11 protein-coding genes are annotated in these 12,651 nt (G+C 73.2%); 1 reads left to right on the top strand and 10 read right to left on the bottom strand.

The genetic code is table 11. From position 1 onward, the window contains the following. Nucleotides 1-23 precede the first annotated feature (23 nt). Genes ACFC0G_RS19725 through ACFC0G_RS19715 form a run of 3 tightly spaced genes read right to left on the bottom strand, consistent with a single transcriptional unit; the run spans nucleotide 24 to nucleotide 3,182 of the window. Entirely contained in the window at nucleotides 24-692 is a 669-nt protein-coding gene (locus tag ACFC0G_RS19725) for an O-methyltransferase (RefSeq protein ID WP_376404869.1), read from the bottom strand. Next, the gene (locus ACFC0G_RS19720) at nucleotides 689-1,888 is read right to left on the bottom strand and encodes a DUF2330 domain-containing protein (protein WP_376404867.1); all 1,200 of its coding nucleotides are present in this window, start codon (nucleotides 1,886-1,888) and stop codon (nucleotides 689-691) included. Before ACFC0G_RS19720 ends, ACFC0G_RS19725 begins: the two co-directional genes overlap by 4 nt. 49 nt (nucleotides 1,889-1,937) lie before the next feature. Beyond that, complete coding sequence (locus ACFC0G_RS19715; protein WP_376404865.1) at nucleotides 1,938-3,182, bottom strand: cytochrome P450; 1,245 nt, start codon at nucleotides 3,180-3,182, stop codon at nucleotides 1,938-1,940. A 241-nt stretch (nucleotides 3,183-3,423) separates the two neighbouring features. Between ACFC0G_RS19715 and ACFC0G_RS19710 the strand changes: the two genes are divergently transcribed. Continuing rightward, nucleotides 3,424-4,593 carry a steroid 3-ketoacyl-CoA thiolase gene (locus ACFC0G_RS19710; protein WP_376404863.1) on the top strand — a complete coding sequence of 390 codons (1,170 nt, stop codon included), beginning with the start codon at nucleotides 3,424-3,426 and terminating at the stop codon, nucleotides 4,591-4,593. Here the strand turns inward: ACFC0G_RS19710 and ACFC0G_RS19705 are convergent. The 7 genes from ACFC0G_RS19705 to ACFC0G_RS19675 all read right to left on the bottom strand — a co-directional run bounded on the left by ACFC0G_RS19705 (nucleotide 4,577) and on the right by ACFC0G_RS19675 (nucleotide 12,634). Beyond that, complete coding sequence (locus ACFC0G_RS19705; RefSeq protein WP_376404861.1) at nucleotides 4,577-5,761, bottom strand: NAD(P)H-dependent flavin oxidoreductase; 1,185 nt, start codon at nucleotides 5,759-5,761, stop codon at nucleotides 4,577-4,579. The genes ACFC0G_RS19710 and ACFC0G_RS19705 overlap by 17 nt on opposite strands. A gap of 172 nt (nucleotides 5,762-5,933) precedes the next feature. Further along, complete coding sequence (locus ACFC0G_RS19700; RefSeq protein ID WP_376404859.1) at nucleotides 5,934-6,335, bottom strand: transglycosylase SLT domain-containing protein; 402 nt, start codon at nucleotides 6,333-6,335, stop codon at nucleotides 5,934-5,936. Between the two features lie 297 nt (nucleotides 6,336-6,632). Next, nucleotides 6,633-7,538, bottom strand: coding sequence for an ECF transporter S component (locus tag ACFC0G_RS19695; protein ID WP_376404857.1), 906 nt, complete (start codon nucleotides 7,536-7,538; stop codon nucleotides 6,633-6,635). After that, the gene (locus ACFC0G_RS19690) at nucleotides 7,535-9,436 is read right to left on the bottom strand and encodes an ABC transporter ATP-binding protein (protein ID WP_376404855.1); all 1,902 of its coding nucleotides are present in this window, start codon (nucleotides 9,434-9,436) and stop codon (nucleotides 7,535-7,537) included. Before ACFC0G_RS19690 ends, ACFC0G_RS19695 begins: the two co-directional genes overlap by 4 nt. After that, nucleotides 9,433-10,623 carry an energy-coupling factor transporter transmembrane component T gene (locus ACFC0G_RS19685; protein WP_376404853.1) on the bottom strand — a complete coding sequence of 397 codons (1,191 nt, stop codon included), beginning with the start codon at nucleotides 10,621-10,623 and terminating at the stop codon, nucleotides 9,433-9,435. The genes ACFC0G_RS19690 and ACFC0G_RS19685 overlap by 4 nt, the downstream gene beginning before the upstream one ends. Further along, on the bottom strand, nucleotides 10,620-11,342 hold the full coding sequence (locus ACFC0G_RS19680; protein ID WP_376404851.1) for an SCO2322 family protein: 723 nt from the start codon (nucleotides 11,340-11,342) through the stop codon (nucleotides 10,620-10,622). Before ACFC0G_RS19680 ends, ACFC0G_RS19685 begins: the two co-directional genes overlap by 4 nt. Beyond that, nucleotides 11,339-12,634 (bottom strand): prenyltransferase/squalene oxidase repeat-containing protein, encoded by a 1,296-nt coding sequence (locus tag ACFC0G_RS19675; RefSeq protein WP_376404849.1) that lies wholly within the window; start codon nucleotides 12,632-12,634, stop codon nucleotides 11,339-11,341. The genes ACFC0G_RS19680 and ACFC0G_RS19675 overlap by 4 nt, the downstream gene beginning before the upstream one ends. Nucleotides 12,635-12,651: the final 17 nt, after the last annotated feature.

Below are 12,651 nucleotides of genomic sequence, written 5' to 3'. Positions count from 1 at the left end.
CCACGCGCTCTGGCCGACGGGCCCTAGCCGACGACGCGGGCCAGCAGCAGGCCGTCGTGGCCCTTCGTGCCGACCGTCTGGAACGCGGTCGCGTCCAGCCGGGGTTCGCGTGCCACCAGTTCGAACATCTCGCGCGTGCCCGTGATCGCCGGGTCGTCCGGGTGCGCGGTGGCGACCTTCCCGCCGCGCACCACGTTGTCGACGACGATCACCGTGCCCGGGCGGGAGAGCTTCAGCGCCCACTCCACGTACCGCGGGTTGTTGACCTTGTCCGCGTCGATGAACACCAGGTCGAACGGGCCCGCGCCTTCCGCCTCCAGCTGCGGCAGGCTGTCCAGGGCCGCGCCCGTGCGGACCTCGACGAGCTTGTCGAGGCCGGCGCGGGCGATGTTGGCGCGGGCGACGTCCGCGTGGGCGGGGTCGTACTCCAGGGTGATCAGCCGGCCGTCGGCGGGCAGGGCGCGCGCCAGCCAGATCGTGCTGTAGCCGCCGAGGGTGCCGATCTCCAGGATGTTCCGGGCGCCCTGCATCGCGGCGAGCAGGTGCAGCAGCTTGCCCTGGTTCGGGGCGACCGCGATCTCGGGCAGGCCGGCCGCCGTGGACGCGGCGAGCGCGCCGGTCAGCGCCTCGTCGGCCGGGGCGAGCAGCTCGGTGACGTATCGGTCGACTTCGCTCCACTGAGGGTTCGTCATGCGGGCGAACGTACACCTGGGGTGGGGTCCGGACGGCGCCTCGACGCGCGTACGGCGAGGAGCGTCGCCGCCGTCGCGAGCAGCGCGCCGCCGCCGACCGTCGCGAGCCAGGCGGGGATTCCGCCGCCGAACGTCAACAGGCGGTCGTGGTAGACGACTTCGCGGTACGGAGTGTCCGCGACCGCGCGGAGGTGGTGGTCGTCGTCGATGCGGTCGGGCTGCGGGAACCGCTGCTCCAGGGCGGTGAGGTAGGTCGGTCCCGAGCCCGCGAGTCCGGCGACCGCGCCCTCCGGGGTGTCGATCCGGCCCGCGAAGGTGACCTCGGGGCTTTCGCCTCCGATGGGGGAGCGCGGCTCCATCCGGTGGTCGGCGAGGATGTGGAGGCCGAGCGTCTGGGCGTTCTTCGCGAGCCGCGACAGCCGCATGGGGTAGACGAGTTCGGGGGAGGCGAAGGCGATCCGCAGCGGGGTGAGCTCGCCGGAGAGGACCGCGTCCTTCTCCTCGGGCGCGAGGCGGACCGCGACGTACTCCCACTTCCGGTCCACGTACGGGCGCAGCGCGCCGGTGAGCCGTTCGGGGAGTTCGAAGCCGTTGGCGCGGAGCCAGTCGCCGAGGGCGTCGGGGTCGGTGGCGGTCAGCCGGGCCACGTCGAAGGGGCCGAGCCGCTCGCGGCCGACGAGCCCGACGCCGGCGTCCGCGCCGGGGGGCGGGGCTCCGACCCCGGCTCCGTCGCCGTAGTCGTCGTCGAACGGCCAGTCGTCCTCGCGCGGCCAGAAGTAGTGGCGGTCGCGCTGCTCGGGCTCCGTGAGCCGGTCGAGCGCGTCGAAGAGCGCCGGGTCGCCGAGGGACACGTCGGCCCGGGCGGGCACCGGCATGATCCAGGCGGCCCGCCGGGCGTTCCCGTGGACGCGGAAGCGCATGACGACGGTCTCGGTGTCGCCGTCCCAGTGGACGGCCGACTCCTCGCGGTCGACGCCGATGCGTTCGGCCTTGTCCGGGATCATGGCGCCGCAGCCGCAGGCGTACGCCGGTGCGACGAGCTGGCCGAGTTGGAGCGCGAGCAGCGCGATGACGATGGTGACGACTCTGCCGGCCAGGGCCCGGCCGGTCAGGCTGGTGGCCAGGGCCCGGCCGGTGGCCAGGAGTCTGGTGGCCAGGAGTCCGGTGGTCGGGCTTGTTCCGTGTGTCCCCCGCATGTGGGGTCGGACGCCGCCCGTGGTGATCCGGTTCCGCCGGGCGCACGGCTCATGCCGTGCGGACCCTGAGTTCCTTCACGCCGTTCAGCCAGGCCGCCCGCAGCCTGCGGGGTTCGCCCGCGAGCGTGAGGTCGGGCAGGACGTCCGCGATCGCGTTGAAGATCAGGTCGATCTCCTTGACGGCGAGCGACTTGCCGAGGCAGAAGTGCGGTCCGCCGCCGCCGAAGCCGAGGTGCGGGTTGGGGTCGCGGGTGATGTCGAAGCGCTCGGGGTCGGTGAAGACCTCGGGGTCGTTGTTGGCGGAGGAGTAGAAGATGCCGACGCGGTCGCCCGCGCTGATCTTCTGCCCGCCGATCTCGGTGTCCTGGGTCGCGGTCCGCTGGAAGGAGACCACGGGGGTCCCCCAGCGGACGATCTCCTCGGCGGTGGTCGCGGGCCGTTCCCGCTTGAAGAGCTCCCACTGGTCGGGGTGGGTGAGGAAGGCGTGCATGCCGTGGCTGATGGCGTTGCGCGTGGTCTCGTTGCCGGCGACGGCGAGGAGGAGGACGAAGAGGCCGAACTCGTCGGAGGAGAGGTTGCCCTGGCCCTCGGCGGCGACGAGCTGACTGACGATGTCGGCGGCCGGGCACTCCTTGCGGGCCGCGGCCATGGTCATCGCGTAGCCGATGAGCTCCATGGCGGCCTCGGCGCCGACCTCTTCGGTGATGGCGTACTCGGGATCGTCGTACGCGATCATCTTGTTCGACCAGTCGAAGATCCGGGAGCGGTCCTCCTGGGGGACGCCGATGAGTTCGGCGATGGCCTGGAGGGGCAGTTCGACGGCGACCTGGGTGACGAAGTCGAAGGTGCCGTCGGGTCCGGCGCCCTGCCGGGCCTCCTCGGCGATGGCGCGGGCGCGGTCGCGCAGGACCGTCTCCAGGCTGCGGATCGCCCGGGGGGTGAAGCCGCGCTGGACGATCTGGCGGACCCGGGTGTGCTCGGGCGGGTCCATGTTGAGCATGATCAGCTTCTGGACGTCGATCTGCTCCTGGGCGATGCTCTCGTTGAAGCGGATCACTGCGGTGTTGAGGTTCGAGGAGAACAACTCCGGGTGCGTGGACACGTACTTGACGTCCGCGTGACGCGTGACGGCCCAGTACCCCTCGTCCTGGAAGCCCGTGACGCCGGCCGGCTGGGGGCACCACCACACGGGGGCGGTCTGCCGCAGTTCGGCGAACTCCGGCAGGGGTACGCGGGTACGGAGGAGGTCGGGGTCCGTGGCGTCGAACCCTTCGGGGAGGTGAGGGCAGGGCATCGGCAACACGCTCCATTATCCGATGATTATCTGATGGCCCATCAGAAACTGCCGGGAAAGTTAGTAACGAGTTCGCCAAGTAGCAAGAGGCGGAGCGAGAACTGTTGCGTCCCGGACCCTTGCGTACCCGAGGTAGCAGTCATAAGACTGCACTCAGAACTAGAACGCGTACTAGTTCCCCCGGGACGCCGACCGGACGAGGTGCCGGGACACCCCGACCGGTCGAGGAGAGGACGAGCTCATGGCCGCGGAACCCGTCATCGTCGAAGCCGTACGCACCCCCATCGGCAAGCGCGGAGGCGCGCTCGCCAACCTCCATCCCGCCTACCTCCTGGGCGAGACCTACCGTGAACTCCTCGGCCGCACCGGCATCCACGCCGACTGCGTCGAACAGATCGTCGGCGGTACGGTCACCCACGCCGGCGAGCAGTCCATGAACCCGGCGCGCACCGCCTGGCTCACCATGGGGCTGCCCTACGAGACGGCCGCCACGACGGTGGACTGTCAGTGCGGCTCCTCGCAGCAGGCCAGCCACATGGTCGCCAACATGGTCGCGGCCGGCGTCATCGACATCGGGATCAGCTGCGGCGTCGAGGCCATGTCCCGCGTCCCGCTCGGCTCCGGCTCCAAGCACGGCCCCGGCAAGCCGTTCCCCGACGAGTGGAACGTCGACCTGCCCAACCAGTTCGAGGCCGCCGAGCGCATCGCCCGCCGCCGCGGCCTCACCCGCGAGCGCGTCGACTCCCTCGGCCTCCTCTCCCAGGAACGGGCCGCCGTCGCCTGGGCCGAGGAGCGGTACAAGCGCGAGACCTTCGCCGTCCAGGTCCCCACCACCGAGGCCGAACAGGCCGCGGGCCAGGGCATGTGGCGGCTCGTCGACCGCGACGAGGGCCTCCGCGACACCACCATGGAGGGCCTCGGGCGGCTCAAGCCCGTCATGCCGACCGCCGTCCACACCGCCGGGAACTCCTCCCAGATCTCCGACGGCGCCTCCGCGATCATGTGGGCCTCCAAGCGCATGGCCCGGGCCCTCAAGCTCCGTCCGCGCGCCCGGATCGTCGCCCAGGCCCTCGTCGGCGCCGACCCGCACTACCACCTCGACGGGCCGATCGACGCGACCCGCGCGGTCCTCGGCAAGGCCGGGATGAGCCTGAAGGACATCGACCTCGTCGAGATCAACGAGGCCTTCGCGTCGGTGGTGTTGAGCTGGGCGCAGGTCTTCGACCAGGACCTGGAGAAGGTCAACGTCAACGGCGGCGCCATCGCCATCGGCCACCCCGTCGGCGCGACCGGAGCGCGGCTCATCACCACCGCCCTGCACGAACTGGAGCGCACCGACAAGGAGTTCGCGCTCATCACCATGTGCGCGGGCGGCGCGGTCGCCACCGGGACGATCATCCAGCGGCTCTGACCGTCTGTTCCACGAGCGCGGAGAGGTACGCGGCGGCCGAGGGCGACTCCTGCGCGAGCGCGGCGGCCTGGCCGGCCCAGAGGTTCACGTACTCGGGCCGGCCCTGCTCGGCGGCGGCCCGGCGGATCGGCGCCATCAGCGCGTTCTGCACGGGGTACGGGGGGACGAGCTCCTCGTGGGCCGCCATGTCCCGGACGAAGCCGTTCGGGATGCCCCGCGCCGTACGCCCGGAGAAGAGCCGGGTCAGTACGGTCGTCCGCGACTCCGGGGTGCCGAGGGTCCGCCGGTGCGCCTCGCTCGCCCCGGACTCGCGGGCGGCGAGGAAGCCCGTGCCGATCTGGACCGCGTCCGCGCCGAGCGCGAGCGCTGCGGCGATCCCGCACCCGTCGGCGATCCCGCCCGCCGCGACGACGGGGACGGACACCGCGTCCGCCACCTGCGGGACGAGCGAGAAGGTGCCGACCAGGGACTCCCGTACCGGCCGGAGAAAAGCGCCCCGGTGCCCGCCGGCGTCGCTGCCGGACGCGACGACCGCGTCCACCCCGGCCTTCTCCAGGGCCACGGCCTCGTCGACCGTGGTCGCCGTGCCCACCACGACGATCCCGCGCCGCCGGGCCTCGGTGACGAGGCGGCGCGGCGGCAGGCCCATGACCAGGCTGATCACGGGCGGGGCCGCGGCGAACAGGGCGTCGAGCTGCTCGTCGAAGTCCGGCCGGGCCCGTACGTCCTCGGCGCTCGGAGCCCGTACGCCGAGCTCCTCGTAGTACGGCCGCAGCCGCTCGACGTGCTCGGCGAGCTCGGCGTGCTCCGCCGGTGCGATGTGCTCGGCGTGCTCGGCCGGGGCGGCGTGCTCGGCCGGCGCGGCCGCCGGGAGCCCGCGCGCCTCGCCCTCCTGCGGCACCCAGAGGTTCACCGCGAACGGGCGGTCGGTGGCCGCGCGGAGCCGGGCCACCAGGGCGGTGATCTCCTCCGGGGTGTGGATGTGGGCCCCGTACGAGCCGAGGCCGCCGCCTTCGGACACCGTCGCGGCGAGCTCGACGGAGGACAGGCCGCCGCCGAAGGGTCCCTGCACGATCGGGAGCGCGATGCCGACGAGCTCGCCGAACCGGCCGGGCGGGAGGGGAGTGGGTGTGGGTCTGGGCGTGGGCGCGGGTGCGGGTGCGGACATGGGGTGGCCTCCGGGGTCGGTCGCGGCGGGGTCTTCCGGGTGCGGCGCCCGCCGGTGCCCCGAACACTAGACGACCGGTCTACTAAAAATCCAGAGCCGAAAACGCCGCAGGCCCCGCCCCTCCGTGAGGAGGGCGGGGCCTTGCGGGTGCGCTGTGCGGCGGCAGGGACTCTTAGTACCAGCCGTTGGCCTGCCAGAACGCCCAGGCGGCGTTCGGGGAGCCGTAGCGCTCGTTCATGTAGTTCAGGCCCCACTTGATCTGCGTGGCCGGGTTGGTCTTCCAGTCGGAACCGGCCGAGGACATCTTCGAGGCCGGGAGGGCCTGGACCAGGCCGTACGCGCCGCTGGACGAGTTGGTCGCGGTGTGGTTCCAGTGCGACTCGTGCTCGACGATCTTGCTGAAGGACGCGTACTGCGAGGAGGGGACGATGTCGCGAGCGAGCTCCTGCGGGCTGGCGGCCGAAGCCGAGCCGGTCGTGCCGAGCACCGCACCCGACGCACCCAGCAGCACGGCTGCGGTGGCGGCGATCTTCTTGTTGCGGGCAGAGGCACGAGTGGTGAGCGAGCGGAACAACGTATCTACCTAACGTCGGGAACAAGGGCCGCGCCGGGCGATTTCGGCATGCCGGAACCAGAGCCCGGGAGACCCGGGAACTGGGGGGAACCGGCCGTCCGAAGCGCCGTGATGAACACCGGCTGCCTGGCGACGTCCTCTACAGAACCAGGGCCGGAGCGCCGACGCAACGACCCCTTGTACGAGGAAGGTTCGGACCCGGGCGGAAGGTCCCGGGGGGTGAGTGCGGGGTGGGTGTGGGGGATTTCCGCAGGTCATGCCCTGCTGTGGGGCGATTTGGGCGGGTACGCCTGGCTACTATTTCCGCTCGTACGTGACGTAGGTCCTGTGGGGCGGCTCACCCGCAGCGGCCTTTTCCAGGCCTTCGAATGTGACCTGGGCCTCGAAGTTCGCCCTTCGTGTGGCACGTCGGAGGGCCTTCAGGAGCGTGGATCCGATGGTGAGGGTGAGGACGACGGTGAGGGCGGCGCGGCCGAGGTCCCAGCCGAGGGAGGTCGCGACGACGTAGGCGAGGAAGCGGACCAGGTTCTCGTGGGTCGAATCGCCGGGCACGAAGTAGATTCCACCGCTTCCGTCGCCCGCCGCTACCTCTGCGCCACCGATCGTCACCCAGCCGTAGAGATTGGTGATCGTGCCGTACGCGAACGCCGCCACGAAGCCGTACGCGGCGAGCATCAGCCGCTCACCCCGGCCCCGGAGCCGCTCAGGAGCCGGCAGCAGCCCGGCCCCCATCGTGAACCAGCCCATCGCGAGCATCTGCGTCGGCATCCAGGGGCCCACCCCGCCCGTGAGCAGCGCGGACGCGAACATCGTCACCGAGCCGAGGACGAAACCGAAGCCCGGCCCGAGGACCCGGCCACTCAGCACCATCAGGAAGAACATCGGCTCCAGGCCGGCCGTCCCCGCCCCCAGCGGGCGGAGCGCGGCCCCCACGGCGGCGAGCACGCCCAGCATCGCGATCGCCTTGGCGTCCATCCCGCAGTCGGAGATCGTCGCGATCACGACCGCGATCAGCAGCGGCAGCAGAGCGGCGAAGAGCCACGGCGCATCCGCCGAGTGCGTGGTGACGGCCGAGGACGCGTCCGCGAAGAGCGGCCAGCAGATGCCGACGATCCCGATGAAGGAGACCAGGGCGAGCGCGGTGATCGAGCGCGGGCCGAGCCGGACGGGGCGGGTGCCGGTGCCGGTGCCGGAGTGCTTCACAGCGCCGCCTCCACCTGTTCGACCGTGAGCCAGGGCTGCGGCGCGAGGATCTTGGCGACCTGCGGGGAGAACGCGGGGGACGACACGACGACCTCGGCCGTCGGGCCGTCGGCGACCACCTCGCCGTCCGCGATGATCACCACCCGGTGCGCCAGCTCCGCCGCGAGCTCCACGTCGTGCGTGGCCAGCACGATCGCGTGACCGTCCGCCGCGAGCGCGCGCAGATGCGCGACCAGCCGGGCCTTGGCCGCGTAGTCCAGACCGCGCGTCGGCTCGTCGAGCAGGAGGAGGGGCGGGCGGCCGGTCAGGACCACGGCCAGCGCGAGCGCGAGCCGCTGCCCCTCGGAGAGGTCCCGGGGGTGGGTGTCGTCCGCGACGCCCGGCAGCAGCTCGGAGACCAGGTCCCGGCAGGTCCCGGGCGCCGCGCCCGCGTCCGCGTCGGCCGCCGCGCACTCGGCGGCGACGGTGTCCGCGTACAGCAGATCCCTCGGCTCCTGCGGGACGAGGCCGACCTGGCGGATCAGCTCGCGGGGGGCGGTGGTGTGGGGGGTGCGGCCGGCGACGTGGACCGTGCCGGAGGTCGGCGGGATCATGCCGACGACGGTGGAGAGGAAGGTGGACTTGCCCGCGCCGTTCCGCCCCATGAGCGCGACGGTCTCACCGGCCCGGACCTGGAGGTCCACCCTGCGGAGGGCTTCGACGCGGCCGCGCCGCACGCCGAGCGCGTCCGCGAGGAGGAGGGGAGTGGTGGGAGTGGCGGGTGTGGTGAGGGTGGGGTCGGTGGCCGGGCCGGTGGCCGGGTCGGTCGTGCGGTTGCGGCGGCGTAGGAACGGGAGGATTCCCCCACCCCGCCCCTTCCCGAAACCGGGGGCGCCGCCCCCGGACCCCCGCGCCTCAAACGCCGGCGGGGCTGAAACGGCTCCCCGCCGGGAAGGCGCTGTGGGGGCCGGAAAATCCCCCTGCGGCGGAGCCGCGCTCGCGCCTGAGTGATCCAGCCCGTCCGGAGTCTGAGGACCGGGGTCCGGGGCGGAGCCCCGGTTTCGGGAAGGGGCGGGGTGGGGGAGCAGCCCCGCAGGGTCCCGCCCTTCCAGCCGGCCCGCCAACCGCTCCTTCAGCTCGCCCGACCTCCGCCGCGCGTCCCGCACCGTCAGCGGCAGCGGGTCCCAGCCCGCCAGGCGGCCCAGCGCCACCACCGGCGGGTGGACCGGTGAGGCCGCCATGATCTCGGCCGGCGGGCCCATGACGCCGTCCGGCAGGAGGATGACCTGGTCCGCGTACTGGACGACCCGCTCCAGGCGGTGCTCCGCCAGGAGGACCGTCGTGCCCAGGTCGTGGACCAGGCGCTGGAGCACCGCCAGGACATCCTCCGCCGCCGACGGATCCAGCGCCGAGGTCGGCTCGTCGAGGACGAGGACCTTGGGGTGCGGCGTCAGGACCGAGCCGATCGCGACGCGCTGCCGCTGCCCGCCGGAGAGCGTGGCGATCGGGCGGTCGCGGAGTTCCGCGAGGCCCAGGAGGTCGAGGGTCTCCTCGACCCGGCGCCGCATGACGGCCGGGGCGAGCCCCAGGGACTCCATCCCGTACGCGAGCTCGTCCTCGACCGTGTCCGTCACGAAGTGTGCCGACGGGTCCTGCCCGACCGTGCCCACCACGTCCGCCAGCTCGCGCGGCGGATGCGCGCGGGTGTCCCGGCCGTCGACGGTCACCCGGCCGGTCAGGGTGCCGCCCGTGAAGTGCGGGACGAGGCCGGAGACCGCGCCGAGGAGGGTCGACTTGCCGACGCCGGACGGGCCGACGAGCAGGACGAGCTCCCCCTCGGGGACGGTGAGGTTCACGTCCCGCAGGGTGGGCTCGGCACCCTCCTCGTACCTCACCGAGACGTTCTCGAAGCGGATCACGAGCTCTCCTTGGCGACGGTGTCCCGGGGGACGGACTCCCGCGGTACGGACTCCTGCGGTACGGGGGCCACGAACGCCGGGACCAGGCCCACCAGGATCGACACGGCCGGCCACAGCGGCAGCTCCGGCGCCTCCAGGGGGACGACCCCGGGGTGCAGCGCCTCCGGTGCGTACGCGTTCGCCCAGATCATCAGGACCGCGACCGCCACCCCGGAGCCCGCGACCAGCCAGGCCCGCACGCCCCAGCGGTCGGGCCGGTACCGGGTCCGTACGGTCCGCAGCCCGCCCAGCCGGAGCCCCGCCATGGCCGCGAGGAGCCCCGCGGCGAGCAGCGGCAGCCCGTACCCGGCGCCCTCCGCCGCGAGCAGCCCGTACGAACCGGCGCAGACCCCGAGCAGCCCGCCCAGGGTCAGCGCGTTCGTCGTACGGCGTACGGACGCGGGGACCTGGGCCGTCCGGCCGTAACCCCGCGCGTCCATCGAGGCCGCCACCGCGATCGACCGCTCCAGCGCGCCTTCGAGCACCGGAAGACCGATCTGGAGCACCGCCCGGACCCCGCCCGTGGGGCGGCCCCGGAGGCGGCGGGCGGTCCGCAGGCGCACCACGTCGGCGACCATGTTCGGCGCGAAGGTCATCGCCACGACGACGGCGACCCCGGCCTCGTACAGGGCCCCCGGCAGCGACTTCAGCAGCCGCGCCGGGTTGGCCAGCGCGTTCGCCGCGCCCACGCAGATCAGCAGGGTCGCCAGCTTCGCCCCGTCGTAGAGGGCGAAGACCAGCTGCTCGGCGGTGACCCGGCCCCCGATCCGTACCCCTTGCACCCACTCGGGCAGCGGCACCTCGGGCAGCGTGAACAGGACGTGGGTCCCCGGGATGGGGGAGCCGAGCAGCAGCGAGAAGACCACCCGCAGGAAGACGACGAACAGGCCGAGCTTCACGAACGCCCCGTACGAGCGCGCCCAGGGCGCGTCCGTGCGGCGGGCCGCCACGACGTACCCGGCGACCCCGACGAGCAGGCCGAGCAGCAGCGGGTTGGTCGTGCGCGAGGCGGCGACGGCCAGGCCGAGCGCCCACAGCCACCAGGCTCCGGCGTGGAGGGCGTTCGACCGGTTCGCCACCGGGGCCGTGAACCTGCTGCTGGTGTTCCTGTTGTCGTTCTTGTTGCTGCTGCTACGGGTGGGGCTCATCCGCGACGGCGGGCCTTCCAGATCGCGGCGCCGCCGAGGGCGAGCACGGCCGCCCCGCCGGCGAGCACGCCGATCGACGGGCTGCCGTTCCCCTCGTCGGAGGCGGAGGCGGAGGAGGAAGCGGAGACAGCGGGAGTGGAGGTCGGCGCCGCCGACTGCTCTCCGCTTCCCGTGTTCTCACCGTTCTCCGCGACCTGCTCGCCACAGCCCCGCGCCGGATACCCGGCGATCCCGCACAGCATCGCCGCGCCGTCGTACCGCAGCGGCTTCGCCACCTCGGCCAGGGCCTCCGCGGCCGTCGCGTCCTCGCGGACCTGCGCGCAGCCGACCTCGACCCGCTTCGCCGGGAGCTTCTCGCCGGTCGGGGCGTCCTTCGGGCCGCCGGAGTCGACGACGACCGCGATCCGCTTGCTGCCGTCCTCCTTCTCCACGCCCGCGCAGATCTCCGCGAAGTCGGGGGCGGCGGAGGGCTTGGACGTGTCGCTCGTGCCCTGGCTGATCGCGAAGCGGAAGCCGATCGCGTCGCCGTCGGCGGGGCGGGCGGTCGCCGGGCCCTGGGTGGCGTAGGTCCAGGACGTCCCGCCGTCGCTCTCCCAGAACGACCAGTAGCGGTACCCGGCGGCCTGCGCCGGGGCCGCCGCGACGGCGGTGAGCGTCAGGAGCGCCCCGGCCGCGGCGCCCGCGATCCGGGCCGTACGTCCGGTGATGGCGGTCGTCACTTCTTGCGGCCGCTCACGAGGAAGCCGATGCCGACGCCGACGACCATGCCGATGCCGATGATCCACCAGATGTCGAAGCCGGATTCCTCGTCGTCGCTCGTGGCGGCGGCGGAGGTGTCCGGGCTCTTGGGCGCGGGGCCCAGGGCGTTGAGCTGCTCGACCAGGTCGGTCGTGCCGAACTCGCGGGGGTCGGTCTCCGTCGCGCGGGCGGCCAGGATCAGCTGCGCGTAGGCGGCGGGGCCGCTCTCCTTCGCCCAGGCGGCGGAGTTCTTCTCCAGCCATTCCAGCGCGGGCTGGGCTTCCTTGGCGGCACCGGCGGCGGCGAGCGCCACGACCGCGTCGGCGGTGTTGCCGATGTCCGGCTTCTCCGTCGTGTCGGTGGAGCCGGGCATCGGCGGGGCGGTGAGGTGGCCGGTCTTCGCGAGGGCCTTCGTCAGGTAGGAGGCGCCGTTGAGGGCGGCCCGCTCGATGGTCGGCTTCGTCAGGTCCTGGCAGGTCGGGGCCTGGTCCGGGGAGGCCTTGGTGGAGACGATGCTCTTGCCGAGCCCGGCGAGGGTGGCCGCGGCGGTGGCGTCCGCGTTGGCGAGCAGCTTGCCGGTCTTGTCGGGCTGGTACGCGAACGCGCCGGCGCCGGCCTTGTCGGAGCAGGGCACGGCGAAGGTGAGGAGCGTGTCGTAGGGGGTGCGGCCCTCGGGGGAGGTGAAGGAGCCGGGCTTGACGCCGACCGCGGCGAGGGCGCCGACGATCACCGAGGTGGAGTTGGCGTCGCTGGGGCCGCCGGGGGTGTAGCTCCAGCCGCCGTCCTTGTTCTGCACGGACCGCAGCCAGTCGGCGCCGGCGGTGACGGCCGTGTTGACCTTCTCCGGTTCGGCGGCCTGGCGGCGGACGGCGCCGAGCGCCTGGACGGCGAGGGCGGTGGCGTTGGTGTCCCGCATCGTCTTCGCGTCGCAGGGCTGCGTCGTGTCGGCGCGGTAGGAGCTGAAGGAACCGTCGGCGCACTGCTGGCCGAGGAGCCAGTCCACGGCCTGGTCGGCGGGCTGATAGCCGGTGCCGCGCTGGGCGAGGAAGGCGAGCGACTGGCGCCACACACCGTCGTACGTCGGGTCCGTCGTGCCGTACAGACCGCTGGAGGCGGTGCCGCCGGATGCGGATGCCGACGGGGAGGCCGTATCGGCGGAGGCGGAGGCGGATGCGGACGGAGACGGCGCGGCGGCGGCCGGAAGGGCCGCTCCGGTGCCGAGTACGACTGCTGCGGCGGCGAGCGCGGCGGCGCCGCGGCGGACGGTGTTCATGGGGCCCTCTCCTGCGG

Origin of the sequence: Streptomyces sp. NPDC056169 (genome assembly GCF_042268445.1) — a bacterium.
GTDB lineage: Bacteria > Actinomycetota > Actinomycetes > Streptomycetales > Streptomycetaceae > Streptomyces.
Note: the sequence above shows the minus strand (reverse complement) of the source record. Positions and strands in the feature narration are given on the sequence as shown.